This is a genomic window from Streptomyces sp. NPDC054866 (genome assembly GCF_053610745.1).
The window spans coordinates 1244014-1270761 of sequence record NZ_JBSGZA010000001.1; the positions used below are offsets into that span (position 1 = coordinate 1244014).

The following is a 26748-nucleotide window of genomic DNA, read 5'->3' on the forward strand; positions in this document are numbered from 1 at the left end:
CTCCCCTCAGCGTCCGGCGGCCGTCAGAGCGCGGCACCGGCGGGTCGCGGACGCGAGGTCCCTGAGCACGTCCACGGTGGCGTCCCACCCCATGCAGGCGTCGGTGATGCTCTGGCCGAACACGGCCTCGCCGATGCCGAGTTCCTGGCGTCCTGGGACGAGGAAGCCCTCCAGCATGACGCCCCGGATGTCCGTGTCGCCGGCCGCGACCTGCGCGCCTATCTCCCGGGCGACCAGGGCCTGTTGTTCGTGGTCCTTGCCGCTGTTGCCGTGGCTGGCATCGATGACGAGGCCGGTCGGCAGTGCGGCCGCCGACAGCAGCCGCGCCGCGTCGCGCACGTTCTCGGCGCGGTAGTTGGGCTGCCCCGACCCGCCCCGGAGTACTACGTGGCAGTCGGGATTGCCGCTCGTTCGCAGCGTGACGGGCCTGCCGTTCCGGCCGAGGCCGAGGTACGCGTGGGGGGCGGCCGCGGACCGGATGGCGTCGACGGCGACGCCCACCGAGCCGGTGCTGCCGTTCTTCATGCCCACGGGCATGGGGAGACCGCTCGCCAACTGGCGATGCACCTGGCTCTCCACGGTCCGCGCGCCGATGGCTCCCCAGGAGATCAGGTCCGCCAGATAGGCGGGAGCCGCCGGGCTCAGCCACTCCGTGCCGATGGCAAGACCCAGTTCGGCGATCTCCAGCATGAGGGAACGGGCGGTGCGAAGCCCTCGGTCGAGATCGAGGTTGCCGTCCAGCGCCGGATCGGCGAGCAGCCCGGTCCAACCGACCGTGGTGCGGGGCTTCTCGACATACACCCGCATGACGATCGCCAGGTCGTCGGCGAGTTCGGCGGCCAGTTCGGCCAGTGATCTCGCGTACGCCAGACCGGCGTTGACGTCGTGGATCGAGCACGGGCCGACCACGACGAGCAGTCGGTCGTCCTCACCGCTCAGTACACGGCGGGTCATCAGGCGGCCGGAGCTCACCGAACGGGCCGCGTCCGCGGTCAGCGGCAGCTCGGTCAGGAGTTCGTCAGGGGTGCTCGCCAGGTGCGTACGGTGCTTGCCACCGATGTCACCCGGCGAGAACTGTTCGACCACGGAACGGGGCTTTTCCTCGGTCAGCATGTCAAGACTCTGCATCGATCCTCAATTCGTGCTAATCAGCGCAAGAGTTGTGCGTCGGCAACGAATCATTCGGGCGGACCGCGATCTCCTGAGTGCCCAACTGGAAAGACCGATTGGATCGGCGATGCTGAGGGAGATACCGCGGTGCAGCCGTTCGGTAAGCACGTGATTCACCGTGCCCCATCCCGTGGGTGGGCCGCCACCTGCACCGCGTGCAGCAAGTTGTGGTGCATTTAGCTGCAGAGGCGGTGGGACCTCTTCTCGTTCTTGAGCTTGGCGTCCACGCAGTCGCCGGGCAGCGACCCGTACGCCTTGCTACCGAAGTTGGCGGTCACGGTCAGCTTCCCGTCGCCGAACTCCGAGCGCTGTACCGTCCCGTCAGCGGTGAGCCGCTGATAGCCGGTCATCCGCTCGGTGCCCGCGGCCTTGTGCAGAGGCGCGAAATAGCGCTGGAGTTCCGCCATTTCCTTGCCCGTGGACTTCAGGTTCTTGTCCCCGAGTGTGAAGTTGAGCGGCGTGTTGTAGAGGGCGGACATCAATGCCCGGTCGGTCTTCTGGGCCGGGAGCTTGTTGTACGGCATTTCCCAGCGGTCCGTGTTGATGACGGAGCCGTGCAGCGCGGTTTCGTAAAGGGGGACGCGGTAGCGCGGGTCGTACATCGCCTTCGCCAGTGAGGACGGCAGCTCGGCCTCCTTGAAGAAGACCGCGGGCGCGCCCTGCGGCGCGTAGCCGCCCCACTTCTCCTTGTCCCTCTCCAGCTTCCACAAGCCGTCCGCGACCGGCGTCTGCCCACCGTGGTTGAAGGCGAGCACGGGGGCGGCCCAGGCGCCTGCGGACTCGGAGCCGAGGACGAACTTGTCGTCGGACGCGAGCTTTCGCATGCGCTCCAGGCGGTTGGCGCGGTCCTGCTTCTTGTTCATGCGGTGGCCCTCGCTGCTGTCGGTGAACAGCTCGCCCGCCGCGTCGACATCGAGGAAGTAACTGTCGGCGCCGTTGGCCGTCATCTTCTTCGCCCGGTCGGCCAGGTAGTGCTTGCTCGGCTCGGCCTGCTTGAACGCCTGGGTGCTGACGTAGCAGCCCCGGCCACGGAAGCCTTCCTTGATCTCACCCTTCCAGTTCCGTATGCAGAAGTCGGGGTAGACCGAACCGGGCCACTTCGACGAGGGGTTGTCGGCGCTCTGGGCGGGCTGGCCGTTGGCGTAGGAGTCGTACGGGCCGACCAGGTAGCCGTGTCGTTGCGCGGCCCGCACGGCTGCCTTGTCCATCGGCTGGTCGTCGGCGTCGTAACCGAGCCAGAGCCGGGATACGCCGAGCTTGCGCAGCTCGTTCACGCCCTTCGCGGTACGGGCGCTGCCCCATGCGTAGGCGTGCACTGCCCCGAGCAGCCGCCCGATCTCGGGGTTCTCCTTGATCTTCTGCGCCAGGGACCGCAGCTTGCCGTGCTCGTCGAGGTAGGCGCGGTAGTTGGCGGCGGAGGAGACCGGGGAGGAGCCGGTGAGGGAGAAGTGCACGGTGTAGTCGCGGGTCTGCTCGCGCCGCGAGAACTCGTGCCGCGCGGTGGAGCCGATGCGGCCGTCCTTCGACGCGAAGCCCAGCGACGTGCCGACCTCCTCCGGCACGATGTAGCCGACGCCGTGCTTGCCCTGGGTGTAGCCCCAGGCCGGGAGGGTGAGGCCACCCGAGAGTTCGGCCTCCGAGCCCTTGAGACCGGCCTCGCCGGAGTTCCAGAAGGTGTCGCTCACCGGGACGCGCAGGCCCTCGCCGCGCGGGATCTGAAGGGCTCCGTCGGCGCCAGGCGCGGTAGTGGGCCAAGGCAGCTTCTGGTCGGTGTCGGAGTGGACCGTCATGCGCAGCCGACCGTGATCGCTCTTCGCCGTGACGGTGAGCTTCTTGTCGGGGTACGACCAGCGGGCCGTGCCGCCGTCCACGCTGACCGCGCCGGGCTTGCCGAGCTGCCGGCCCGCCGCGCCGGACATCGGGAGCGAGGCCCCGTCGTCGGCGTGCCCGGTGACGCGCAGCGACCCGGTGTCCACGCGCGCGGTGCCGCCGCGCACGGTGAAGTCGACCGCGCTGCCGTGCACTTGGGGCGCCACGTCCGCCGTACCACCGCCCGACGGAGGCTCTGCCATGGCCAGGTAGCCGGCCGACGCCGTGGTGACGGTCAGTACGACGGCCGTGGCGATGCCGTACGTACGGAAGCGGCGCCGACGTCGCGGCTGACTGCTTTTGCTCTTCACGTAGTTCACGGGGGAGAGCGTCGGGGGAGAGCGTAAGAAGTTTCTAAGAGCCGAACTCCGGGCTGATGGCAGAGCATGGCGGAACATCGGCATCTTCTGGCAGGTTATCGGAAGTGCGACACGGCCCCCGGCGTCGACGATGACGGGGTGCGAAGGAATACATCCATCACTCTGCTGTCCGCCGGGCACGTCTGCGTCGATGTGTACCAGGGCGCCGTGGCGTCCCTGGTGCCGTTCTTCGTCGCCGAACGCGCCTACAGCTATGCCGCCGTCTCGGGCATCGTGCTCGCCGCCTCCCTGCTGTCCTCGGTGGCGCAACCGCTGTTCGGTGTCCTCACCGACCGCTGGGCGATGCCGTGGCTGCTGCCGGTCAGCACGCTGCTGGGCGGTCTGGGCATCGCGCTGAGCGGGGTGAGCGGCTCCTACGCGCTGACCCTCGTCTTCGTGGCGGTGTCCGGGGTGGGCGTGGCCGCCTATCACCCCGAGTCCGCACGCGTCGCCCGGCTCGCCGCCCGGGGCAGCCACAGCGGGATGGGCTGGTTCTCGCTCGGCGGCAACCTCGGCTTCGCTGCGGCCCCGCTCCTGGTCACCGCTGTCGTGGCGACGGGAGGTCTGCGCCTGACGCCGCTGCTCGTGCTGCCGGCGCTCGTCGGCGCCGTGCTGTGCCTGCCCGTGCTGCGTGCGCTGGAGAAGCAACGACAGGACGCCGGGGCCGGTACGGCGGTGACGACGGCCCGAGACGACGACCGGGCGTCGTTCGTGAAGCTGTCGCTGGCCGTGGTGTGCCGCTCGATCGTCTTCGTCGGCCTCAGCACCTTCATCTCGCTGTTCGCCGAGGAGCGCATGGGCGGGAGCGCGGCGGCCGGTACCGCGGCGCTGTTCGTGCTCTATCTCGGTGGCGCTGTGGGCTCCGTGCTGGGCGGCAGGCTGGCCGACCGCTGGGACCGGGTCACCGTCGCGCGCTGGTCGTATCTGCTCACGGCCATATGCGTGGCGGGTGTGGTGTTCGTACCCGGCCCGGCGCTGTATCTGTGCGTGGCGCTGACCTCGGCCGGTCTGTACGTCCCCTTCTCATTGCAGGTCACGCTTGGGCAGGACTACCTGCCCTCCCGCATGGGCACCGCCTCCGGGATCACGCTCGGACTGACCGTCAGCGTCGGCGGTCTGGTGAGTCCGCTCATCGGCGGCCTCGCCGACGCGACGTCCCTGCGAACCGCCCTGGCACCCCTCGCCCTGATGCCCGTACTGAGCTGGCTGCTGTTCCGCACCCTCCCCGAACCCGCCGTGCCGCGGCCTGCGGACGCGGTCCACGGCGGCGAAGGCGGTGAGCGTCGCGCCCTCACCAGCCCGTGAACAGCAGGTGGTTCAGCGCGAGCGCGAGTACGGCCTGTGCGCCGAGCCAGTGGCGCTGACCCGCCTTCGGCAGAAGCGCGGTCGCCGCCGGAAGGAACGTGGCGAACGGCAGCCAGATGCGCTCCGTCTCCGCCTTGCTCATCCCGGAGAGGTCGGCGGCAAGCAGGGCGAGCAGGGCGGCCAGGACGAGAACGACCAGGCGGTCGGCGGGCGTTGTCCGGTCGGCGCGCAGGCGGCCGATCGCGCCGGGCGCCGAAGCCACCGTCCTGCGGAGACCCGCGACCGTGGCGAGGCCGACGACAAGCACCGTGCAGGCGAGGTTGGCCCAGACGAAGTAGGCGTACGGCCTGATGCCGCCCGCCCCCTGGTAGTAGCGCTCGACGAGCAGGCGGTACGCCTCCCACCAGTCGAAGCCCGCCAGAGTGAAGACGAGCGGGGCCACGGCTGCCCCTGCCAGGAACAGCGGGAGCGGGCGCAGGGTACGCGTGATCAGCAGGACGGAAGCGGCGATGACGGCGAACAGCGTCAGGCCGTACGAGAGATAGCAGGTGAGGCCGAACAGCAGCCCGGAGCCGAGCGCCGCGGCGGCGGGGGAGCGGACGTCGCGCGTCGATGCCAGCGCGAGCAGGGCGATCATCCAGGCGGTTACGGCGGCGAAGTAGCCGTCCGCGGACGCGCCGACCCAGATCGCGGCCGGGGTCAGGACGAGGAAGGGAGCCGCCCGTCGGGCGGTCGCCTCCTCGGCCAGCGCGCGCATGGTGATCAGGACGGCCGCCACGGCGGTGCTGCCCACCGTGACGCAGAAGGCCCCGGCCCAGGCACCGCCTCCGAGGCCGACGCGGTCAAGGAGGACGAAGGTGAGGGTGGCGCCGGGCGGATGGCCCGCGGTGTGGGCGGGCCAGTGGTCGGGGGAGTCGATGAGGATGTGCCGTGTGAAGTCCCGCAGCGTCGCGGGGATGTCCTCGAAACGGTCGGTGACCTGGAGATACTCGTACTTGGTGGTGAGCCGCCGCGCCACGCCCCGGTGCCAGCCGTCGATCAGCGCGAGCGACCAGATCCAGGCCGTCGAAGCGGTCCACGCGGTGAGGAGAAGCGCCCACCAGGAGAGCCGGGCGGCGAGGGCGGGGCCGTACGCGATCACCGCGACGGCGACCGCGAGCGCGGCGGGTGTGCCCGGCCCGACGTGCGGGTCCCACTGGGCGTACAGGGGCGGCCAGTTGAGGTGCAGGGTGCCGTCCGCGTGCTCGATGGAGGCGCCGACGACGACGGCCGCGGCGACGAGCAGCGCCGCGACTCCGGCAGCGGCCAGGTCACGGCGGCGCCCGCCGCGCTCAGCGGCCAGGTCACGGGGGCGTCCTGTGCGCTCTGTGGTGCTCACGTCTGCACCGTAGGCGCAGGTGGCGCGTGTGAACGGCCTCCGAGGGATGACGTCAGCGTTTCGTCATGAGTCGTGGCCCCGCTGGACGACAGGGTCCGGCATACGGTCGTTTCATGCCCCCAGCATCACGCGTCACCCCTCCCACCGACCCCGGTTTCTGGCGCAGCCCGCTGCGCGGGACCTGGCTCACCTCGGTTCTGGGCGTCGTACTGCTGGTCGGTGTCACGCTGCTTTTCGTGACCGGCCTGCTGTCGTACGCGGCGTACAACCCGAACCTGTCACCCGTCAACGACAAGACACCGGACAAGGGCCTCCTCGGCTTCTACCTCTTCGACTGGCCGACCGACCCGCACTGGCTCTACCGCCTCAACCAGGGCCTGCACGTCACGGTGGGCATCACGCTGATCCCGGTGCTCCTCGCGAAGCTGTGGTCGGTGATCCCGAAGCTCTTCGCGCTGCCCCCGGCGCGGTCGGTGGGGCACGCCCTTGAGCGGGTGTCGCTGCTCCTGCTGGTCGGCGGCGCGCTGTTCGAGTTCGTCACCGGTGTCCTCAACGTCCAGCTGGAGTACCTCTTTCCCGGCTCGTTCTATCCGCTGCACTTCTACGGCGCCTGGGTGTTCTTCGGCGCGTTCGTCGCCCATGTCGTGCTGCGCCTGCCCCAGGTCGTACGGGTTCTGCGGGAGCAGGGGTGGCGCGAACGGCTGCGGGATCCACGCCCTGAGCCGCCCGACGAAGCGGGCCTGGTGGCGCCCAGGGCCGCCGAGCCGACCGTGTCGCGGCGGGGAGCGCTCGGCATGGTCGGCGCGGGCTCCGCCCTGCTGTTCGTGACGACGGCGGGGCAGAACTTCGACGGGCCCCTGCGGCGTACCGCCCTGTTCGCCCCGCACGGTGGCGGCGATCCGGGAAGCGGACCGAACGGCTTTCAGATCAACAAGACGGCCGCGAGGGTGGGCATCGAGCGGCGGGACACGGGTGAGCTGTGGCGGCTCGTCGTCGGCGGACCACGGGGAGACGTCAGGCTGTCTCGTGACGACCTGCTCCAACTGCCGCTGCACAGCGCCGCGTTGCCCATCGCCTGCGTGGAGGGATGGTCGACATCGGACCAGTGGTGGCGCGGCGTGCGGCTGCGTGACCTCGCGGCCCTTGCCGGATTCGACGAGGACGAGGACCCTCCGGGCGTGCTCGTGGAGTCCTTGCAGCGCCATGGCGCCTTCCGCAAGGCCGCGTTGCGCGACAACCAGGTCCGCGACCCGAGGTCCCTTCTCGCCCTGCACGTCAACGGGGAGGATCTGTCGCCGGACCATGGCTATCCGGCGCGGATCATCGTTCCGGCCGCGCCCGGCGTGCTCAACACCAAGTGGGTGTCCCGCCTGACCTTCGGGGAGCTGTGATGACCGGTCTCACGCGTCGGTTCCGGATCTTCAGGCGGTGGTACGGCGAGGGCCCGCTGCAACTCCTCGTGCTGCTGGCCTCATTCGCGCTCGCGGGGTATGCGGGGGTGCGCCTCCTGGACGGCGACTGGCTGCTGATCGCCGTCTGGTTCGTCGGCGCGGCGCTGGTGCATGATCTGCTGTTCGTGCCCGCGTACGCACTTGCCGACCGGGCGCTGCGGGCCGTCGCCAGCGGGGGGCGGGTCACTGGGGGGTGGGCCAGCGGGGGATGGGTCAACTTCGTGCGTGTTCCGGCCTTCCTGTCCGGGCTGCTGTTGCTGGTGTGGTTCCCGCTCGTCGCCGGACAGGTGGAGCGCTATGAGTCCGCTACCGGGCTCCCCGCCGGTGTCTTCCTCGCTCGCTGGCTGGCCGTCACGGCCCTGCTGTTCGCGGGAGCGGCGCTGTGCCGGGTGCTTCAGATGTGGCGCGCGCGGCGCAGTGCCAGGAAGGAACGGCCCCCGGCGGTCCACTGACCGGCCGCGCTCCACCCGGCCGGACGGGCGTGGCGCAGCAGGGCGGGGGTGCCGAGGCGGGCCCAGGGGAACGGCTCGCCCGGTGCGGCGTGCCCGTCGTCGACGTGCACCTCCACTCGCTCGTCGACGTCCATAGGCGCGGCCTCGGCGATCAAAAGCCCCTCGGGGGCAACGAGTTGGGAAACCCGCGCGAGCAGCGCGGTGGGGTCTCCGCCGATACCCACGTTGCCGTCGATGAGCAGGGCGGTTCCCCAACGCCCTTCGCCGGGCAGCGCGTCGAAGACGGAGCGGAGCAGGGCGGTGCCTCCGAGCCGGATCGTGTGGTCGACGGCTGCCTGGCTGACGTCGACTCCCAGAACACGATGGCCTCGGGCCGCGGCCCCGGCCACCAGACGGCCGGGGCCGCAGCCGATGTCGAGGACACTGCCCTCGCAGCGGCGCAACGCGGAGAGATCAGCCGCGTCGGCACTCGCGCACCAGCGCTCGACGTCGAGGGGCAGCAGCCAACCGTCGCTGCGGCGCAGGAACAACGGTCCGTGGCCGTTGCGCAGGGCATTGGTGTAGGGATCCGCGTGCCAGGGGGCGGTTGCGGGGGCTGTTCTGCGCGGGGCGGTGCCCGGTGGTGCCGTGCTCATCGGTCACCGCCTCCTCGGCTCGGGTGCCCGGCTGCCGTCGTGAGGCGGGTGAGTGTGGCGGCGAACTGGCTGTCGGGCGCGGCTTTGGCGACCTTCCTGGCGTCGTCGGCCGTGTCGACGTTGTGCAGGGCATTGGGGTGGGGATCCGCGTGCCAGGGCGTGGCTGTGGGGGCTGTTCTGCGCGGGCTGGTGTCCGGTGGTGCCGTGCTCATTGGTCACCGCCTTGGCTCGGGTGTCCGGCTGCGGTGGTGAGGCGGGTGAGTGTGGCGGCGAACTGGCTGTCGGGCGCGGCTTGGGCGACTTTTTCGGCGTCGTCGGGCGTGTCGACGTCGCGTAGCAGGGGCAGCTTGCGCACCCGCAGTCCGGCTTCGGTGAGCCGGGCCCGTTGCAGGGCTCCGGTGTCGGGCCTCGACATGGGGACGCCCCGCAGCAGCCGCGGATCGGGATCGGCCAGGCCGAGCGCCCAGAATCCGCCGTCGACGGCGGGCCCGAACCAGGCGTCGCAGTCCTGCCAGGCGTCGGGGCCGAGCGCGGGGGCGAGCAGGCCGGGGGTGAGCTGGGGGGTGTCCATGCCGACCAGGAGCGCGGGCCCGGTGCAGCAGGCGAACGCCGCGGCGAGCCGTTCGTCCAGGCCGCCCGCGCACTGGGGCACCACCTCGATGCCGGAAGGCAGCCAGGGCCCCGGCCGCCCGTCGAGAACCAGCACGCGTCGGCGGGCGGGCGCGGCGAGTACGGCGTCGAGCGTGTCGGTGAGGGAGGCCGCGGCCAACTCGGCGGCCTCTTCCGGGGTGTAGGCCGGTGTGAGGCGGGTCTTGACTCGTCCCGGCAGTGGTTCTTTGGCGATGACGAGCAGGGTTGTTCCGTGGGCGGTCCTGTTGGTGGTCATACGGCGCCGCCCCTCGGTCGGTGTGTGTGGGTGGCGGGGGTTGACGTTGCCTGTGGTGGTGTTGCGAGTGCGGTGGTGAGGGGTGGGGTGAGGTGTGTCCTGTCCGGTCCTGGTGGTGGTTGCTTGGCGGTGGCGAGCAGGGTTGTTCCGTGGAGGGTCACGCGGCACCGTCCGATGCTTGCTGCTTGCTGCTTGCTGCTTGCTGGTTGAGGGCGGGGTGCTGCGTGCCTTTTCGGGGCCGGGGACAGGGGTTCTGGCGTGGGTGGGGAGGGGTGCGCAGTCGGTGGTCACGGGGCGTCGTCCCGATGCTTGCTGGCGTGGGCGGCGGGGGTCGCTCGCGGTGGCGTAGGCAGGGAGGCGTGCGCTGCCGGGGGTCACGCGGCACCGCCCGACGCTCGCCGCGCAGGGGCGGCGGGGACTGCCTGGGGGGCCTCCGCCAGTACCGCCCGCATGTCGCGCACCGCGTGCCACGTCCCGAGCCACGTCCCCGTGACCTTCGACTTCCCGGCGCGCGGCAGATACGGCACGTCCCGCTCCTCGATCCGCCAGCCGGCGTCGGCCGCCCGTACGACCATCTGCAGCGGATATCCGCTGCGCCGGTCGGTCAGGTCAAGGCCGAGCAGCTCCTCGCGCCGCGCCGCCCGCATCGGGCCCAGATCGTGCAGTCGTACGCCGGTTCGCCGCCGCAGCATCCGCGCGAGCGCCAGGTTGCCCGCCCGTGCGTGCGGCGGCCAGGCCCCGCGCCCCTGCGGGCGCCGCCGTCCGACGACCAGATCGGCTTCCCCGTCCTGCACCCTGCGTACGAACGGCCGCAACAGCCCCGGATCGAGGGAGGCGTCGCAGTCGCAGAAGCACACGATGTCCGCGTCGGACGCCATGAGGCCCGCGTGGCATGCGGCCCCGAAGCCGCGCCGCGGCTCCCGTACGACGGTGGCGCCCAGGGCGCGGGCGATGTCCGGTGAACCGTCGGTGGAGCCGTTGTCGACGACGACGGCCCGCCAGTCGTCGGGAACGCGTTCCAGGACCCAGGGCAGCGCCGCGGCCTCGTCGAGGCAGGGCAGGACGACATCGACCCGAACAGCGCGAGAGCCGGGCGGGTCGGCCGGGTCGGCCGGGTCGGGAACGTCAGGTCCATCGGGTTCCGCGGAGGAGGAGGGGGTCATGGGACTCACCCTATGAATCCGAACCGGACATATTGGACTTGAGGTTCTTACGAAACAGGGACGTCGGCAACCGGAGTCAGGTCTGACCGGCAGGTCCACGCGCCGCAGGTGCGAGGCTTGCGGCATGCAGCCACCACCACCGCAGGGCCACCCGCCCACCGAGCCCGGCGGGCCCACCGCGCTTCGGGTGCTCGTCGTGGACGACGACCCGACCGTCGCCGAGGTCGTCGCGGGCTATCTGGAGCGCGGCGGCTACACGGTCGACCGCGCCGAGGACGGCCCCGGCGCGCTGGAGCGCGCCGGGGCGTTCCGGCCCGACCTCGTCGTCCTCGACCTGATGCTGCCCGGCATGGACGGCCTGGAGGTGTGCCGCCGCCTGCGCATCAAGGGCCCGGTGCCCGTCATCATGCTCACCGCCCGTGGCGACGAGGACGACCGGATCCTGGGCCTGGAGGTGGGGGCCGACGACTACGTCACCAAGCCGTTCAGCCCGCGCGAGCTGGTCCTGCGGGTGGAGTCGGTGCTGCGGCGCAGCCACGTCGCTCGCGCTCCCGAGGGGGGTGTCACCACGCTGGGTGCCGCGGGCCTGTGGCTGGACCCGGCGGCGCGCCGTGCGACGAAGGACGGGACGGAACTCGCCCTCACCCTGCGGGAGTTCGACCTCCTCGCCTTCCTGCTGCGCCATCCGGGGCAGGCCTTCGGGCGGGAGGAGCTGATGCGGGAAGTGTGGGGCTGGGAGTTCGGCGATCTGTCCACCGTCACGGTCCATGTCCGCAGACTGCGCGGCAAGGTCGAGGACGACCCGGCGAAGCCGCGGCTCATCCAGACGGTGTGGGGCGTCGGCTACCGCTTCGACGCCCCGGACGGGGAGGCTCCGCCGGACGCCGGTGATGCAGCAGCGGTCCGCACCCAGCCCGTTCCCCGCGATCCCGGCGATGCCCACGACCCCCACCCCACCCCGGGCGACCAGGGTGGCGTACCGCCCCGAGCCAAAGGCTGACCCCCGTGCAGGACATCCTCCTCATCGCCCTCTTCGCCTTCCTCGGTGCCGCGAGCGCCGGGCTTCTCGGCGCCCTGACGCTGCGCCTGCTGCGGCACCGCTCGCTCGTGGTGGCGATGACCGTCGTGGCGGCCGTCGCGGTGCTCGCGATGCTGGCCGGGACGCTCGCGGTGGCCTGGGAGATGTTCCTGTCGGCGCACGACCTGAAGGTGGTCACCGTCGTCGTGGCGATGGCCGCCGTGGTCTCGCTCGCCACAGCGCTGCTGCTCGGCCGCTGGGTGGTCGCCCGCAGCAAGGCCCTGACTCTGGCGGCCCGTTCCTTCGGTGACGGCGGCAGTTTCGCGGCTCCCACCGAACCTGTCAGCGCCGAACTCGCGGCGCTGACGCGGGAGTTGGAGTCGACCAGTGCCAAGCTCGCCGAGTCGAGGGAGCGTGAGCGGGCCCTGGAGCGGTCCCGGCGCGAACTGGTCGCCTGGATCTCGCACGATCTACGCACCCCGCTGGCGGGACTGCGGGCCATGTCCGAGGCGCTCGAGGACGGCGTGGCCGCCGAACCGGAGCGCTATCTGCGCCAGATCCGTACCGAGGTCGAACGGCTCAACTCCATGGTCGGCGACCTCTTCGAGCTCTCCCGCATCCACGCGGGCGCGCTGGCTCTCTCGCCCGCCCGCATCTCCGTCTACGACCTTGTGGGCGACGCGCTCGCGGGCGTCGATCCGCTCGCCCGCGAGCTCCGGGTCCATCTCGTCGGCGACAGTGTCGAGGCCGTCCCGGTGGAGGTCGACAGCAAGGAGATGAGCCGCGTCCTGGGCAATCTCCTGATCAACGCGATCCGCCGTACGCCGGCGGACGGGACGGTGGCGGTGGCGGCGGAGCGCTCCCCGGAGGGCGTGGTCCTGTCCGTGACGGACGGCTGCGGCGGCATCCCGGAGGAGGACCTGTCCCGAGTCTTCGACACCGGCTGGCGCGGCAGCCAGTCCCGCACACCCCCGGCGGGCGCGGGCCTCGGCCTCGCGATCGTACGAGGCATTGTCGAGGCCCACCAGGGCAGGGCGGCCGTACGAAACGTGGCAGGCGGCTGCCGCTTCGAGGTAACGCTGCCAACCCCCCAGCCCTAACAGCCACCCCACGGCACAGGTCCCCGGCGGCCAACACTCGGGAACCAAAGCCGAACGCTGCTTGAGCGTCACGGTGCCAGCGCTGTGGCCACCCGGGCCAGACGATCCGGTGACAAGGCGAAGCGGTTGGCAGGGTTACGGAAGGAGTACTCGCCGTCGTTCACGGAGAAAGCGTGCATGGCTGTTGTCCAGTGCGCGGGGCCGGGGGCCGCTTGACCCTCCAGAAGGGCAGAGGCGAGGGCTTCGGGGTCATCCACACCGGTGCGGGAGCGTAGCGCGTCCGCCAGGCGGCCAACGGCACCGTCGGGTACGGCGTCATCGCCGAATGCAGGCAGTAGGAGCAACAGACGGGCGTGGGGATCGTTGGTGCTGCCGCCGGGCAGCGCGTTGTCCGCCGCGGCCATGAGCTCGGGCCAGGACAGGCCCGGTCCCATGAAGTGACCGTCGTCCCGGGCCAGGAGTTCGGCCTGGTCCCAGTCGGGGTGATGGAGTAGGTAGTCGATGCCGGTGTCGTCGGCGAAGGTGCGATAGACCACGTGGAGACAGTGCTCAGCGGCGAGCGGAACAGTGAATGCCGGCCACTCGGCTCGCTCCCACAGCCGCCGCTGAAACTCGCCGGCCGCATCGTAGTCCGCGCCGAACAGCAGTTCCGCGGCCTCCTCGCTGTGGGTACACGAGTAGAGGTGCCCCAGCCAGAAGAGTGGCTCGTCCAGGAGCCCGGCCTGGTAGGTGAGGGGGCCACCCTCGTAGCCCGGTATCCGGGCAGGACGCAGGTCCGCACTATTGGTCACGCAAGACATCATGCCGCCCAGGCGCCCTCGGCTTGGGGCTGCCCCCTACCCCCGTAGCGGTGCCTTCGCGAAGGATGTCATTCCCTCCGTGAAGTCCACCTCCGCCCGCCAGCCCAGCTCCGACCGCAGTCGTCCGGAGTCCGCCGTGACGTGGCGGACGTCCCCGAGGCGGTACTCGCCCGTCACCTGCGGAGTCGGGCCGCCGAACGCCCGCGCCAGTTCGCGGGCCATCTCCCCGACCGTGTGCGGCTCCCCGCTGCCTGTGTTGTACGCCGTGAACGACCCCGCCTCCCGCTCTCGCACCGCCTCCAGCGCCATCGCGTTCGCCGCCGCCACATCCCGTACGTGCACGAAGTCCCGCCGCTGGCGGCCGTCCTCGTAGACCTGAGGTGCCTCGCCCCGCTCCAGCGAAGAGCGGAAGAACGAAGCCACCCCCGCGTACGGGGTATCGCGCGGCATGCCGGGGCCGTACACGTTGTGGTAGCGCAACGACACCGCGCGGCCACCGCTCGCCCGCGCCCACGCGGCGGCCAGATGCTCCTGCGCCAGCTTGGTCGACGCGTACACATTGCGCGGATCGGCAGGCGCCTCCTCGCCCACCAGGCCAGGCCTCAACTCTGCCCCGCAGTCCGGGCAGAGAGGCTCGAAGCGCCCGGCATCCAGATCCGCAGCCGCGCGCGGTCCGGGCCGGACCACACCGTGCCGGGAGCACTCGTACCGCCCCTCCCCGTACACCACCATCGACCCGGCGAGCACCAGTTCACGTACCCCCGCATCGGCCATCGCGGCGAGCAGGACGGCCGTGCCCAGGTCGTTGCAGCCGACGTACTCGGGGGCGTCCGCGAAGTCCTTGCCGAGCCCCACCATCGCCGCCTGATGGCAGACCGCGTCCACCCCGCGCAGCGCGCCCCGCACCGCGTCCCGGTCCCGGACATCGGCGACGGTCCACCGCTGCCCGTGGGGCGGCCGCGGCGGATCGGCATGGGCGGAGGGCAGCAGGGCGTCGTACACCACCACCTCGTGCCCGCGTTCGGTGAGTGCTTCGACCACGTGCGATCCGATGAACCCGGCGCCGCCGGTGACAAGTACGCGCATGCGGCCCACGCTAGGCGCGCCGAGCATGGGCGACGGTCACCGACGGGGCTTCGTCACGGGTCCGTAAGAACCGCACGGTGACGGACCGCGGTGACGGACCGCGGCGGCGGATGCCCCGGAAGGTGCCCGCGCGCACAGCGTCGCACGCGGTGCTGATCAGCCATGACGTGCCGTCACAATGCCGCGTGCTACACCGAGTACCACCAGATCCTGTGGGCGCAGACGCAGATGCTCCGCCGTCGACCGGATCTCCCCCTCCCCTCGTTTGAGGATCGCGGTGGCCAGCTCCGGGGCGATCACCGAGAAGTAACTGTCCGGCGTCGCCCAGAGGTTGTCCGGTGACGCGAGCGCGAGCGCCCCGCCGGAGCCGCCCTCACCGATGACCAGGGAAGTTACCGGCACCGGCGCCGTGGCGACGGCGGCGAACAGATCGGCGATCGCCGCGCCCGCGCCCGCCCGTTCGGCCTCCGCCCCGTTCGCGGCACCCGGCGTGTCGACGAGCGTCAGGACGGGGATGCCGAGCCGCCCCGCGAGCCGGACAAGACGTGCCGCGGTGCGGTACCCCGCGGGCGTCGTCGCCGTCCCGCACTGCGCCGCGTAGGCGACCGTCCGCCCCTCACGCCGCCCGAAACCGCAGAGCATCCCCGGGTCCGCGCCGCCGCACCGGTCACCGCGCAACGGTGCCCGGACCGTGAAGTAGGCGTCCAAGTAGGCCTCGGCGCGCGGGCGTTCAGGAGCGCGGGCCCGGCTGACCGCTTCCCATCCGGTGGCAGGCAGGTCGGAGCGGCCGAGTGCGCCGGGGGGTTCGGCGGGTTCGGGGGCGGCAGACGTGGGCCCGTCGGCCAAAGGGCGGACGGCCCCGGGAGCGGCCAGCAGCCCCAGGCGCAACGCCAGCGCTTCGCGCAGCTCCTCCGGGCGTACGACGTCATCGATCGCACCCGCCGCCAGTTGAGCCTCGGCGGTGTACGCGGCCGGGTCCGTGTCCGCCGGGCGTACGCGGGACCCGGCGAAGCCGACCTGGCTGCCGGGCAGGGCGAGGATCAGGTCGGCGCCCGCCCCCAGGGTGGCCCAGCCGCCGCCCGTGGTCGGATCCCGAAGGACCGCGATCCGGGCGAGGCCCGCCGCGCCGGTGAGCTCGGACTGCAGGGCCACGCGCTGCAGTTGGACCAGGGCGCGCATGCCCTCCTGCATACGGCTGCCGCCCGTCGCGATCAGCGAGACGACGGGCAGCCGGTGGTCCCGGGCGTGACGGTGCGCGGCCTCCAGGCGGTCACCCGTGCGCTCACCGAGGGAGCCGCCCAGGAAGCCGAACTCGAAGGAGACGATCACAGCCCGGGTGCCGCCGACGGTGGCGGTGCCGCAGACCACCGACTCCCGTTCGCCGGTACGTTCCTCGGCGCGGGCGCGGGACTGCGCGTACCCCTGCCAGGCGAGCGGGCCGTCCGGGCGGGAGCCGGTGTCACTGAACTCCGTATCAGGAGAGGGGAGTTCGCGGAAGCTGTCCTGATCGACGACGGCAGTGATGGCCGCGCGGGCAGTCAGGCGGAGCGCCGGGCCGTCAGGCGTCGGCTCAGGCATGGAGAGACCGCTTCATGATCTTCCCCATGTCGTTGCGGGGAAGCTCCGCCAGATAGCGCACCACCCGAGGGCGCTTGTGCGGGGCGAGCTGCGCGGCCACATGGTCCGCCAAGTCACGCTCCGAAGGCGGCTGTTCGGGGTCCGCCGGCACGATCCAGGCGACGATGCGCTCACCCAGGTCGTCGTCGGGCTCCCCGGTCACGGCGGCCTCTCGTACACCCGGGTGCTCAAGCAGGGCGTTCTCGATCTCGCCCGCGCCGATCTTGTAGCCGCCGCTCTTGATGAGGTCGGTGGCCTTGCGGCCGACGATGCGCACATAGCCGTCGTCGTCGCGCACCGCCATGTCGCCGGTGCGGAACCAGCCGTCGGCGGTGAAGGCGGCGGCGGTGGCGTCGGGCCGGTTCAGATATTCGGTGAACAGATTCGGGCCGCGCACCTCGATCTCGCCGACCTCCCGCGGGTCCGCGGTCTCGGCGCCCGTCTCGTCCACGAGGCGCAGCTCCACACCGGCCAACGGCACCCCGACGGTTCCCGCGCGGGCTTCGCCGTCCGCCCGCACGCTCGTGTTCATCAGGGTCTCGGTCATGCCGTACCGCTCGATCACCCGGCGCCCGGTGGCCGCCGCGATCCGCTCGTGGTCGTGCACGGGCAGCGCAGCGGACCCGGAGACCAGGATCCGCGCGCCGGACAGCGCCTTGGCGAGCCCCGGGTCGCCGGGCAGCGCCTCCGCGATGCGGTGGTACATGGTGGGAACGCCGAACAACATCGTTGCCCCGTCGGCGAGTTCCTGCTTCACGCCCTCGATGGAGAACCGGCCCAGGTGTCGCACGGAACCGCCTCGGCGAAGCGGCCCGAGGATGCCGAGGATCAGCCCGTGCACGTGGAACAGCGGGAGCCCGTGCACCAGCACGTCGTCGGACGTCCACTGCCAGGCGTCCTCAAGGGCGTCCAAGGTGGTGGCGAGGGCCCGGCGCGGCAGCACGGCGCCCTTGGGCGGCCCTGTGGTGCCCGAGGTGTAGACGATCAGGGCGGGGGACTCGGGGTCGGGCTCGACCGGCGCTTCCGGGGTGGTCGTGACGCCGGTGAGAGTGATGTCCGTACGCGCCAACGCACGTAGAGGCTCCGGCAGTTCATCACCCGGCCCCGCGAGCACCACTGACGGCGCGCTGTCCGCCACGATGTGTCCGAGCTCGCGCTCGCCGGTCTTCGGGTTGAGCGGCACGACGGGCACACCGGAGAGCAGCGCGGCCACCACGCCGACCGCGGTCTCCAGGGTCGGCGTCGCCCACAGCGCGACCCGGCGCGCGGAGCCGATCGACGCGGCCAGGGAACCTGCCGTGGCGGCGAGTTCGGCGTATGTCAGCGAGCGCTCGCCGAAGCGCAGGGCGGGGAGATCGGGGGCCGCGGCGAGGGCAGGGAAGAGGGGCGGGAAGGCGGGCGGTCGGGGGGAACTCACGCTGAGTGTCTCCTTGGTCGTAGGGGGCCTGTGGTGGTTCGTCCTACCCGAATCCTGGCACCACGAGGACGAGCCACACCGCGGCGGGCACCACCGCCACCACGATCCCGCCGTACACCATGAGCTGCCGGAAGAAGCGCTCCCGGTCGACGTCCGGGGCGGCGGCGAGCACCAGCGCGCCGTTGGTCGAGAAGGGGCTGACGTCCACGACGGTGGCGGAGACGGCGAGCGCCGCGATCATGCCGACCGCGCCGATCTCGCCCTGGGCCAGGAACGGCACCGCCAGCGGGATGAGCGCGCCCATGATGCCGACGGAGGAGGCGAACGCGGAGATCAGCGCCCCGATGTAGCAGAGCAGTACGGCGGCCAGAAGCGGGACGCCGATGTCGGACACCCCCTCACCGGCCCAGGTGATGGTGCCCATCTCCTCCAGTACGCCGACGTAGGTCAGCACACCGCAGATGAGCAGCACGGTCGGCCAGGCGATCTCGCCGACGGCCTTGCGGCTGGACTCGGGCCAGAGCGCGCTCAGGAGCACGGCCAGGGTGATGGCGCTGAGACCGGCGTCGAGATCGAAGCCGAGGACGGCGACGACGAGGGCGACCAGTGCGGCGAGCGTGGCGATCTTGGCCGGATCGAGCCGTGAACCGGCTTCGTTCTCGGCCGATTCGGCCTCTGCCGACTCGTCGCCCTCGTGACGGCCGCCCAGCTTCAGCCCACCGAAGAGGACGAAGACGATCCCGGCGATGAGGAGATTCACGACGAGCGAGGCGAGGAAGAGCGCGACCTCGTTCCCCGGGAGTTTCTCGCGCTCCACGATGCCGTTGACGATCGAGCCGTAGATGCTGATGGGTGAGAAGCCGCCGCCCTGGGCCCCGTGCACCACCATGGCGCCCATCAGGAGCGGGCTGATTCCGTACTGGGCGGCGAAGCTCAGGGCGATCGGCGCGACGATCGCCACGGCGGCCGGACTGACCGCCCCGATCGCGGTGAGCGCACCGGTGATCACGAACATCACCCAGGGGATCAGCGCGATCCGCCCGCGCACAAGGCGGATGGACGCGTGCACCAGCCAGTCCGTGGTGCCGTTGGCGCGGGCGATCGCGAACAGATAGGTCACGCCGACCAGGACCACGAACAGGTCGCCGGGGAAACCGGCGAAGATACCGTCCGCGTCGAGGTCGGCGGCCAGTTCGCCGACCGCGAAGGCGGCCGCGAACGCGAGCGCGCCCATGTTGATGGAGCGGGTGGTGGCGATCACGAAGACCACCACGAGTACGAGGATGGAGATGAGTTCGGCGGACAACGTGGGCTCCCGTCCCTGGGGCCGTCCCTCAGTGGCCAAGTGGCTGAGCCAATATGGCTGTTGGCGGAACTCAGCGTCGGGGTATCGGTTTCGGCCGTCAAGGGATCGGACGCAAATTGGCTCAGCCACTTGTCCACTTGCCCACTTGTCCACTCGTCCACCGGGTCGGCCGCTGTTAGGCTGCGGACCCATCAGCACGGGGACCGAAATCCGGCACGGGGGCCGAAATGGGGGATGGGATGTCCGACGCGCTGCGCCCCATGGGCAGGACGAGGCTGTACGAGCAGGTGCTCGACCGGCTGCGCGCCTACGTCGGCGAGGGCGGCCTGCGCTCCGGCGACCGGCTGCCGCCCGAGCGTGAACTGGCCCAGCGTCTCGGCGTTTCCCGCGCCTCCGTCAAGCAGGCCATCGTCGTACTCGAAGTGCAGGGCCTGGTCGAGGTGCGGCACGGTGGCGGCACCTATCTGGTCAAGGACAGCCTGGACGCCGAGCCCGTGGAGCGGCTCGTGGAGCGCAAGCGACGGCTGCCCGACGTCCTGGAGGCACGCGAGGCCCTGGAGACCAAACTCGCCGAACTGGCCGCCGAGCGCCGCACGGACGAGGACCTGCGGGCGATGCGGGACGCCCTCGACACGATGGCTCGGGAGATCGAGACGGGCGAGCGCGGCGTCGAGGGCGACCGGCTCTTCCACGCCGCCGTGACCGCGGCCGCCCACAGCGCACTGCTCGCCGAGTTCATGCGCTCCATCGCCGAGCAGATCACCGAGAGCCGCAACGAGTCGCTGCGCCAGGTGCGCCGTCCCGCCCGTTCCCTCGCCCAGCACCACGCGATCCTCGACGCGATCGAGGCCGGCCGGGGCCGGGCGGCGGCGGCCGCCATGCGCCGGCACGTGCGGACGGTCGCGAAGGTCCGGCTGCTCGACTGGAACCCGGACGACGAGGCGAGCACCCCGGGCGACTCGGAGGCGTAGGACCCGCGGTCACTTCCCTGCCGCACGGAGGGTGCGGGGCTTCGTCGGCGGCCGGCCGGCCGTGTCGTTCACCCCGGGCGCCGCACGCGGCACCGAAGGTGGGCCCATGCACGACGACACCGAGGACACCGACGACACCACGGACGACGACAGCGCTCCCCGTCAGCCAGGCACCGAGGCACGCGCCTCCGCCCTCCTGCGCCACCCCAAGCTGTGGCTGGTGCCGACCGTTCTGACCGGGCTGCTCGCGCTGCTGCTGTCCCTGCTCTACATGGGCGGCATCATCAGCCCCAACCGCGACCTGCGCGACCTGCCCATCGCCATCGTCAACGCGGACCAGGGAAAGCCCCCGGCCGGGCAGAAGCAGAACCTGGGGACGCAGGTCGCCGAGACCGTCCTCGCCGACACGTCGAGCGACAAGGCCGACTGGCGCGGGCTCACCCGGGCCCAGGCCCAGGACGAGCTGGACTCCGGCAAGATCTACGGGGCCCTGGTCATCCCCGCGAACTTCACCGACTCCGTGGCCGCGCTCACCACCCCGCGTGCGACGGAGCGGCCGACGATGACCGTGCTGACCAACCCCGGCATGGGCAGCCTCGGTTCCTCCCTGGCGAGCAGGATCACCACGGCGGCCGCACAGCAGTCGTCGCAGGCCATCGGCAAGCAGCTGAAGTCGGCGGGCGCCGACAAGGAGGCCGGTTCCACCGCGGGCCTGCTGCTCACCGACCCCGTCGGCATCACCACCGAGGTCGGCCGCCCTATCGGCGACAACAGCGGGTTGGGCCTGAGCGCGTTCTACTACACCCTGCTGCTCGTCCTTGCCGGGTTCCTCGGCGCCAACCTCATCAGCATGGGCGTCGACACGGCCCTCGGCTACGCCGACAGTGAGATCGGCCCGTGGCACACCCGTCGCCCGACCGTGCCGATCAGCCGTACCCAGACGCTGCTCCTGAAGATGGCCATGACCGCGGGGATCACGGTCCTGACCACCACCTTGATCATGCTGGCCACCATCGCGGTCCTCGGGATGGACGCCACCCACCTGCCGCTGCTGTGGATCTTCTCCTACTGCGCGAGCCTCGCCGTGGGCCTGGGAGTTCAGGCCATCAACGCCGCCTTCGGCGGGATCGGTCAGCTCGTGTCCATGTTCGTGTTCATCGTCCTCGGCCTGCCGTCGTCCGGGGCCACCATCCCGCTGGAGGCGGTCCCCGGCTTCTACCGCTTCCTCGGCATCTTCGAGCCCATGCGCCAGCTCAGCGGGGGCGTCCGCTCCATCCTCTTCTTCGACGCCCGCGCCGATGCCGGTCTCGCCCGCGCCTGGATCATGATCGCGGTCGGTGTTGCCCTCGCGGCCGTCTTCGGGTTCGCGATGACCCGCTACTACGACCGCAAGGGCCTGCACAGGATGACCCCGCAGCCCTCGCCCTGAAGCGGCCTGCCCGTGCGGGACGGCGGCCGTCAGCGACGGACGCTGATACGGGTCATCAGGTCTTCGCCCGCGGGGCCAGAAGCCGACTTGTCGACCACGTACGCGGTGCCTTCGGCCACGTGGACGTGGTTGGGGAGGGGGGCGGTGGCCACGGTCCTCACGACGGCTCCCTTGCGCGGATCGACGACCGTCACGGTGGCGGAGAGGCGGTTGACCGCCAGGACGTGGCCCGAACGGTGGTCGACGGCTACGGACTTGGTGCCCCCGCCGGATGCCACGGACCGGGTGACGGCGCCCTCGCGCAGGTCGACGACCGAGACCGTACCCGCGGTCTGGTCACCGGTGTAGGCGGTGCGGCCGTTCTTGGAGAGTGCCACCGAGAGCGGGCCGTCACCGGTCGGTATGAGCCGTGGGCTCTCGCCCTTCGGGGATACCTCGATGATCCGGTCGCCGGTGTGGTCGGCCGCGTACACCGAGCCGGACCGCTCGTTCACGGCGAGACCCGTCGGACCCGCGCCCGGGACGGTGACGCGCCGCTTCTCCTTGAAGGTGCCGGAGTCGAAGGCCACGAGCGTGCCGTCGCCGAAGGCGCTCGCCCACACCAGGTCGCGCCGCTCGTCGACGACGATCTCCCGGGAGTGGGTCACGCCGGGCAGGGTGGCGAGGTGCCTGCCGGTGCGCTGGCTGTAGACGGACACGGAGTTGTCACGGGTGTTCGTCGTCCACACGGTGTTGTGCTCGTCGTCGACGGCGACGCCGTAGACGGACTGGACGGTGCCCGTGGCCGCGTTGACGACCGGCGCGTACGACTTCTCCACCCGCAGGGTGTCAGGGTCGACCTTCAGGAGCCTGGACTCGGTGACGGGCGCGGGCGGCTGGCCCACGGAAGAGGCGACCCAGAGCGCGTCGTTCCGCTCCGAGTACGCGGACTGGTACAGGCCCGGCGCGATCGGCGAGGAGGTGACGGGCGAACCGGTGCCCGCGGTGGTGGCGCCCGCGGTCCCGGACGAGGCCAGGGCGCTCCCCGCGGCGAGGGACACGGCAATGGCGATGCTGCGGACACGGTGGGTGGATGCGGTCATGCTGCGTCGATCTCCTTGGCAGAGGTGGCTCCGGAGGGAGCCACTCGCCGATCAACTTAGCCGAGCCTTACCTAATCCGTCACCGGACGGTCCGCGTCCTGCCTCGCCCGGCGCCGCTCAGGACAGGCAACCGGCGTGCGCGAGGGCCTGCTTGAGGAGGACACCGTGACCGCCCGGCATCTCGTTCTGGACCACCTCGGACGAGGCCTCCCGCGGACTGAACCAGACCAGGTCGAGAGCGTCCTGGCGGGGACGGCAGTCACCGGCCACCGGGACGATGTAGGCGAGGGACACCGCGTGCTGGCGGGGGTCGTGGAACGGTGTGATGCCCTGCGTCGGGAAGTACTCGGCGACGGTGAAGGGCTGCAGCGAGGCCGGGACGCGGGGGAGCGCCACCGGGCCGAGGTCCTTCTCCAGGTGGCGCAGCAGGGCGTCTCGGACCCGCTCGTGGTGCAGGACCCGGCCGGAGACGAGGGAGCGGCTGACCGCCCCGTCCCGTCCCATGCCCAACAGGAGTCCGATACTGGTGACTTCGCCGCTGTCGTCGACGCGCACCGGCACGGCCTCGACGTACAGGATCGGCATGCGGTTGCGGGCCTGCTCGAGCTCGTCGGAGGTCAGCCAGCCGGGCGTGGTTTCGGTCGTGTCAGACATCGGCTGATCATACGTTCACTGGCTCCCGCCGTGCTGCTTCACCTCGCGGTACGGGTGCCTGACCACGTCTCCCACAGGGCGGCGTACGGCCCTGAGCCCGCGCGCAGTTCGTCGTGGGTGCCGCTCTCCACGATGCGGCCGCCCTCCATGACGACGATCCGGTCCGCGGTCGCGGCCTGGGTGAGGCGGTGCGCGACGATCAGCGCGGTGCGTCCCTCCACCGCCCGGCCCGCGGCCTTCTCCAGGAGACGCGCGCCGGTGCTGCCCGCCTCGGCCGTCGCCTCGTCGAGCACGGCCACCGGCGGGTCGGCCAGCATCAGCCGGGCCAGGGCGAGTTGCTGCACCTGGGCGGAGGTGAGCCGGTGGCCTCCGTCGCCCACGACGGTTCCCAGGCCGCCGGGCAGGGCCTCGACCCAGTCGAGCGCCTCGACGTCGGTCAGCGCCGTGCGCAGCTCGTCGTCGGTGGCGTCGGCACGGGCCAGGCGCAGATCGTCCGCGAGCGGCCCGGCGAAGACATGTGTCTCCTGGGTGACCAGGGCCACCGGCAGGCCGTTGCCCCGGCCCCGGGTGCCGGTCAGGTGTACCGAGCCGGAGGTCGGCTGGTGCACGCCCGCGATGAGTTTGGCGAGGGTGGTCTTGCCCGCACCGCTCGGGCCGACCAGCGCCACTCGTTCCCCGGCCCGCAGCGTCAGGTCCACGTTCTGCAGGACGTGCTGCCCGGGTACGTACGCGTGGTCGATGCCGATCACGGTGACGGTGCCGTCAGGCTCCTCCGGCTCCGTATCGGGCCGCGACGGCTGGGCCGTCCCCCGTGCCCGCGCGGGCTCAGGCGTCGGCTCGTCGGCGACTCCGACGAGGCGGGCGAGCGAGGCGGTCGCCGACTGGGCGTCGTCGAGGAGTACGAGTGCGGAGTTGACCGGCGTGAACAGGCTGTGGAAGTAGAGCGCGGCGGCGGTCGCGGTGCCGATGGACACGGAGTCCGCGCGGACCAGGAAGAACCCGGTGACGAGGACGGCGGTGAGGCCGAGGTACTCGGCGACGTGCAGGCGATTGTAGAAGTCGAGGACCAGCCGGATGCCGCGCATCTTCAGCTCGACCGCGGTCGACGAACGCCGGGTCACCCGCGCGGTGTGCTGCTCCTCGATGCGGAAGGCCCGCACCGTGCCCGCGCCGGCGATGGTGTCCAGCAACTGCTGCTGCTGGGCCCCGGTGGCGATGCGCTGCTGGGCGTAGAGCGGGACGGCGTGGCGGACGTACCAGCGGGCCGTGGACGCCTGGATGGGCACCGCGAGGAGGGCCGCGACCAGGAAACGCCAGTCGAGCGCGGCCATCGCGGCCAGCGTCAGCAGGATGGCGAGCAGCGAACGGGCCAGTTCGGGCAGGGCGCTGCGCACCGCCTCGCCCACCACGGAGACGTCCCGGGTCACCCGGGCGGTGAGGTCTCCGGCACCGGCCTTCTCCACCTGTTCGAGGGGCAGCCGCAGGGCCTTCTCCACGAACCGCTCGCGCAGCTGCGCGAGCACGGTCTCGCCGAGCCGGGAGACGAGTGACAGGCCGAGCGCTGTGGTCCCGCCGTGCGCGAGGGCGACCAGGACAAGCAGGACGACCGGCAGCGTGAGGTCGCCCGCAGGGCGCTGGTCGGCCACCAGGTCGACGATGCGGCCGAGCAGCGGCTGGACGAGGAGTCCCACGGCCGTCGCCGCGATCATCACCGCGAAGCCGCCGACCGCGAGGCCGCGGTACGGGCGCACGAGGTCGCGTACCGCGGCGCGGGTGCGTGGTGCGGTGGCGACGGGGAGCAGCTCGCGGGTGTCCGTGTGCTGCTCGGTCGGGGTCTCGTTCATGCCAACACCGCCGTGCGATAGGCCTCATGACGCTGGATCAGTTCGGCGTGCGGGGCCGTGTCGGTGACCCGGCCATCGTCCAGGAGCGCCACCCGGTCGGTGACCGAGAGCAGGGCGGGACTGGTGGTGACCAGGACCGTGGTGCGGCCCTTGCGGATCTCGCGGAGCCCGGCCGCGATGCGGGCCTCGGTCACGGCGTCGACCGCGGTGGTCGGGTCGTGGACCACGAGGACGGGGGGCTCGGCTGCCAGCGCCCGTGCGAGGGCGACGCGTTGGCGCTGCCCGCCCGAGAGCGACCGGCCGCGCTCGCCGACCGGCGTGTGCTCGCCGTCCGGCAGTGTCCGGGCGACCTGCGCCACTCCGGCGGCGGCCATCGCCTGCTCCGGGTCGGTGGCGTCGGACGCGGCGGCGGTGACGTTGTCGCGGACGGTGCCTTCGAAGAGGTCCGCGTCGTGCTCGGCGACCAGCATTGCCGTGCGCAGTTCGGCCGGGTCGACGTCCCGCAGGGGTATGCCGTCGAGCTCCACGGTCCCGGTGTCGGGATCGGTCCGCCGGGCCAGGCAGCGCAGCAGGTCGCCTGCGTGCGCGGGGTCCGTCGCGACCACGCCGAGCAGCTCGCCGGGCGTGATGTCCAGGTCCACTCCGCGCAGCCCGCCGTACCGTACGCCGTCGAGGCGTACCGCTCCGCGCACCGGCACGGGCAGGCTCCGGTCTCCGCCGGTGACGGCGGGCGCGGTGGCGACGACCTCCGCGATCCGTCCTGCCGATGCCCGGCCCTGGGCGAACTCGGCGTTGACCCAGGAGAGCGTCTCCAGGGGGCCGAGGAGGAAGAGCGCGAGCCCGACCGCCGACACCAGTTCGCCCAGGCTGATGCTGCCCTGGGCGGCAAGCCTGCCTCCGACCAGTGCGACGGCGGCGATCAGGCACCCCGTGAGGGCAAGGACCACACCGCTCTGGAAGGCCTGGGCCCGTGCCGCCTTCAGGGTGGCACCGAGGGAGTCGCGGCTGGTGGTGCGGTAGCGGGCGATGGCCGCCGACTCACCACCGATGCCCTTGAGGATCCGCAGGCCGGTCACCAGGTCGGCGGCAACGGCGGATGCGTGCGCCGCGCGCTCCTGCTCGGCCTCGCTGCGGCTCTCCAGCGGCTTGCTCAGGAGGTGCCCGAGCCAGAGCAGCACCGGTGTGCCGAGCAGCACGACGAGGCCGAGCGTCAGCGACATCCGCAGCAGGACGACGGCGCAGGTGAGGATGCCGGTCAGTGCCGAGATCCCGGCCATCAAGGCCATGTTGACGGCGCCGACCCGCTTGGCGTCCTCGGTCGCGATGTTGGCGAGGGCGCCGGGCAGCCGGCCTTCCTCGGCTCCGCCGCCGGGATGGAGGATGCGTCGTACGAGGGAAATGCGCAGCGTGTGCTCGGCGCGGGCGGCGGCCCGCTCACCGGCCATGGCGCCGAAGCGGAAGCTCAGCGCGAGCGCCACATAGCCGACGGCCAGGACGCCGAGACACAGGAGCAGGGCGCCGGTGTCGGAGTCGGTGACGGCCTGGTCGATCGCGACGCCGATCAGGACGGGGACGAGCGCCTCGCCTATCTGGTGCCCGGAACCCAGCACCGAGCCGACGGCGACATCGCGCCGCTGGCCCCGTATCGACTCTCTCAGGACGTCCCGCCCCGACGGACTTGAAGAACTCACCCGCCACCTCTCCAGGGCCGGACAGCAAAAATCTAGGTGAGGCTACCCTAAGTCGGTTCGAGGCC

The 26748-nt window shown here is 71.7% G+C and carries 23 protein-coding genes; 7 read left to right on the forward strand and 16 right to left on the reverse strand.

All coding sequences use genetic code 11. From position 1 onward, the window contains the following. Positions 1 to 6 precede the first annotated feature (6 nt). Together ACWGI2_RS05270 and ACWGI2_RS05275 are read right to left on the reverse strand one after the other, a co-directional pair. Entirely contained in the window at positions 7 to 1113 is a 1107-nt protein-coding gene (locus tag ACWGI2_RS05270) for a 3-deoxy-7-phosphoheptulonate synthase (protein WP_453694048.1), read from the reverse strand. Between the two features lie 233 nt (positions 1114 to 1346). Beyond that, on the reverse strand, positions 1347 to 3359 hold the full coding sequence (locus ACWGI2_RS05275) for a glycoside hydrolase (protein ID WP_453694050.1): 2013 nt from the start codon (positions 3357 to 3359) through the stop codon (positions 1347 to 1349). Between the two features lie 138 nt (positions 3360 to 3497). Between ACWGI2_RS05275 and ACWGI2_RS05280 the strand changes: the two genes are divergently transcribed. Then, positions 3498 to 4703: an MFS transporter gene (locus ACWGI2_RS05280; protein ID WP_453694052.1), complete on the forward strand. Its 1206-nt coding sequence runs from the start codon at positions 3498 to 3500 to the stop codon at positions 4701 to 4703. Here the strand turns inward: ACWGI2_RS05280 and ACWGI2_RS05285 are convergent. Further along, on the reverse strand, positions 4690 to 6081 hold the full coding sequence (locus ACWGI2_RS05285) for a hypothetical protein (RefSeq protein ID WP_453694054.1): 1392 nt from the start codon (positions 6079 to 6081) through the stop codon (positions 4690 to 4692). The two genes, ACWGI2_RS05280 and ACWGI2_RS05285, sit on opposite strands and share 14 nt — an antisense overlap. A 113-nt stretch (positions 6082 to 6194) precedes the next feature. On the opposite strand from ACWGI2_RS05285, the gene ACWGI2_RS05290 reads away from it, so the two are divergent. After that, positions 6195 to 7472, forward strand: coding sequence for a molybdopterin-dependent oxidoreductase (locus ACWGI2_RS05290; protein ID WP_453694056.1), 1278 nt, complete (start codon positions 6195 to 6197; stop codon positions 7470 to 7472). Further along, positions 7472 to 7984, forward strand: coding sequence for a hypothetical protein (locus tag ACWGI2_RS05295; RefSeq protein WP_453694058.1), 513 nt, complete (start codon positions 7472 to 7474; stop codon positions 7982 to 7984). Before ACWGI2_RS05290 ends, ACWGI2_RS05295 begins: the two co-directional genes overlap by 1 nt. Here ACWGI2_RS05295 and ACWGI2_RS05300 read toward each other — a convergent pair. From ACWGI2_RS05300 to ACWGI2_RS05315, 4 genes are all read right to left on the reverse strand, one after another. Beyond that, positions 7927 to 8619, reverse strand: coding sequence for a class I SAM-dependent methyltransferase (locus ACWGI2_RS05300; RefSeq protein WP_453694060.1), 693 nt, complete (start codon positions 8617 to 8619; stop codon positions 7927 to 7929). The two genes, ACWGI2_RS05295 and ACWGI2_RS05300, sit on opposite strands and share 58 nt — an antisense overlap. Continuing rightward, complete coding sequence (locus ACWGI2_RS05305; protein WP_453694062.1) at positions 8616 to 8831, reverse strand: hypothetical protein; 216 nt, start codon at positions 8829 to 8831, stop codon at positions 8616 to 8618. The genes ACWGI2_RS05300 and ACWGI2_RS05305 overlap by 4 nt, the downstream gene beginning before the upstream one ends. Next, positions 8828 to 9505 (reverse strand): TIGR04282 family arsenosugar biosynthesis glycosyltransferase, encoded by a 678-nt coding sequence (locus ACWGI2_RS05310; protein WP_453694064.1) that lies wholly within the window; start codon positions 9503 to 9505, stop codon positions 8828 to 8830. Before ACWGI2_RS05310 ends, ACWGI2_RS05305 begins: the two co-directional genes overlap by 4 nt. 374 nt (positions 9506 to 9879) lie before the next feature. After that, complete coding sequence (locus tag ACWGI2_RS05315) at positions 9880 to 10668, reverse strand: glycosyltransferase family 2 protein (RefSeq protein WP_453694066.1); 789 nt, start codon at positions 10666 to 10668, stop codon at positions 9880 to 9882. A gap of 124 nt (positions 10669 to 10792) precedes the next feature. On the opposite strand from ACWGI2_RS05315, the gene ACWGI2_RS05320 reads away from it, so the two are divergent. Continuing rightward, positions 10793 to 11668, forward strand: coding sequence for a response regulator transcription factor (locus ACWGI2_RS05320; protein WP_453694068.1), 876 nt, complete (start codon positions 10793 to 10795; stop codon positions 11666 to 11668). 5 nt (positions 11669 to 11673) lie between these two features. Beyond that, on the forward strand, positions 11674 to 12786 hold the full coding sequence (locus ACWGI2_RS05325) for a sensor histidine kinase (protein ID WP_453694070.1): 1113 nt from the start codon (positions 11674 to 11676) through the stop codon (positions 12784 to 12786). Positions 12787 to 12854: 68 nt separating this feature from the next. Here ACWGI2_RS05325 and ACWGI2_RS05330 read toward each other — a convergent pair whose 3' ends face one another. The 5 genes from ACWGI2_RS05330 to ACWGI2_RS05350 all read right to left on the reverse strand — a co-directional run bounded on the left by ACWGI2_RS05330 (position 12855) and on the right by ACWGI2_RS05350 (position 19012). Then, positions 12855 to 13577: a hypothetical protein gene (locus tag ACWGI2_RS05330; RefSeq protein WP_453694072.1), complete on the reverse strand. Its 723-nt coding sequence runs from the start codon at positions 13575 to 13577 to the stop codon at positions 12855 to 12857. Between the two features lie 45 nt (positions 13578 to 13622). Beyond that, positions 13623 to 14672 carry an NAD-dependent epimerase/dehydratase family protein gene (locus ACWGI2_RS05335; RefSeq protein ID WP_453694074.1) on the reverse strand — a complete coding sequence of 350 codons (1050 nt, stop codon included), beginning with the start codon at positions 14670 to 14672 and terminating at the stop codon, positions 13623 to 13625. A 156-nt stretch (positions 14673 to 14828) separates the two neighbouring features. Continuing rightward, positions 14829 to 16250 (reverse strand): carboxyl transferase domain-containing protein, encoded by a 1422-nt coding sequence (locus ACWGI2_RS05340; RefSeq protein ID WP_453694076.1) that lies wholly within the window; start codon positions 16248 to 16250, stop codon positions 14829 to 14831. Next, a complete protein-coding gene (locus tag ACWGI2_RS05345) occupies positions 16243 to 17706 on the reverse strand; it encodes an acyl-CoA synthetase (protein ID WP_453694078.1) in 1464 nt (487 codons plus the stop codon). Before ACWGI2_RS05345 ends, ACWGI2_RS05340 begins: the two co-directional genes overlap by 8 nt. Before the next feature lie 43 nt (positions 17707 to 17749). Then, complete coding sequence (locus ACWGI2_RS05350) at positions 17750 to 19012, reverse strand: SLC13 family permease (protein ID WP_453694080.1); 1263 nt, start codon at positions 19010 to 19012, stop codon at positions 17750 to 17752. A gap of 239 nt (positions 19013 to 19251) precedes the next feature. On the opposite strand from ACWGI2_RS05350, the gene ACWGI2_RS05355 reads away from it, so the two are divergent. Both ACWGI2_RS05355 and ACWGI2_RS05360 read left to right on the forward strand, forming a co-directional pair. Next, on the forward strand, positions 19252 to 19983 hold the full coding sequence (locus ACWGI2_RS05355; RefSeq protein ID WP_453694082.1) for a FadR/GntR family transcriptional regulator: 732 nt from the start codon (positions 19252 to 19254) through the stop codon (positions 19981 to 19983). A 106-nt stretch (positions 19984 to 20089) separates the two neighbouring features. After that, positions 20090 to 21412, forward strand: coding sequence for a YhgE/Pip domain-containing protein (locus tag ACWGI2_RS05360; RefSeq protein ID WP_453694084.1), 1323 nt, complete (start codon positions 20090 to 20092; stop codon positions 21410 to 21412). 29 nt (positions 21413 to 21441) lie between these two features. Here ACWGI2_RS05360 and ACWGI2_RS05365 read toward each other — a convergent pair whose 3' ends face one another. The 4 genes from ACWGI2_RS05365 to ACWGI2_RS05380 form a co-directional block, all read right to left on the reverse strand. Next, positions 21442 to 22494: a YncE family protein gene (locus ACWGI2_RS05365; RefSeq protein ID WP_453694086.1), complete on the reverse strand. Its 1053-nt coding sequence runs from the start codon at positions 22492 to 22494 to the stop codon at positions 21442 to 21444. Positions 22495 to 22611: 117 nt separating this feature from the next. Next, positions 22612 to 23148, reverse strand: a complete 537-nt coding sequence (locus ACWGI2_RS05370) for an NUDIX hydrolase family protein (RefSeq protein ID WP_453694088.1) — start codon at positions 23146 to 23148, stop codon at positions 22612 to 22614. A 38-nt stretch (positions 23149 to 23186) separates the two neighbouring features. Then, positions 23187 to 24992, reverse strand: a complete 1806-nt coding sequence (locus ACWGI2_RS05375; protein WP_453694090.1) for an ABC transporter ATP-binding protein — start codon at positions 24990 to 24992, stop codon at positions 23187 to 23189. Next, on the reverse strand, positions 24989 to 26683 hold the full coding sequence (locus ACWGI2_RS05380; protein ID WP_453694092.1) for an ABC transporter ATP-binding protein: 1695 nt from the start codon (positions 26681 to 26683) through the stop codon (positions 24989 to 24991). The genes ACWGI2_RS05375 and ACWGI2_RS05380 overlap by 4 nt, the downstream gene beginning before the upstream one ends. Between the last annotated feature and the right edge of the window lie 65 nt (positions 26684 to 26748).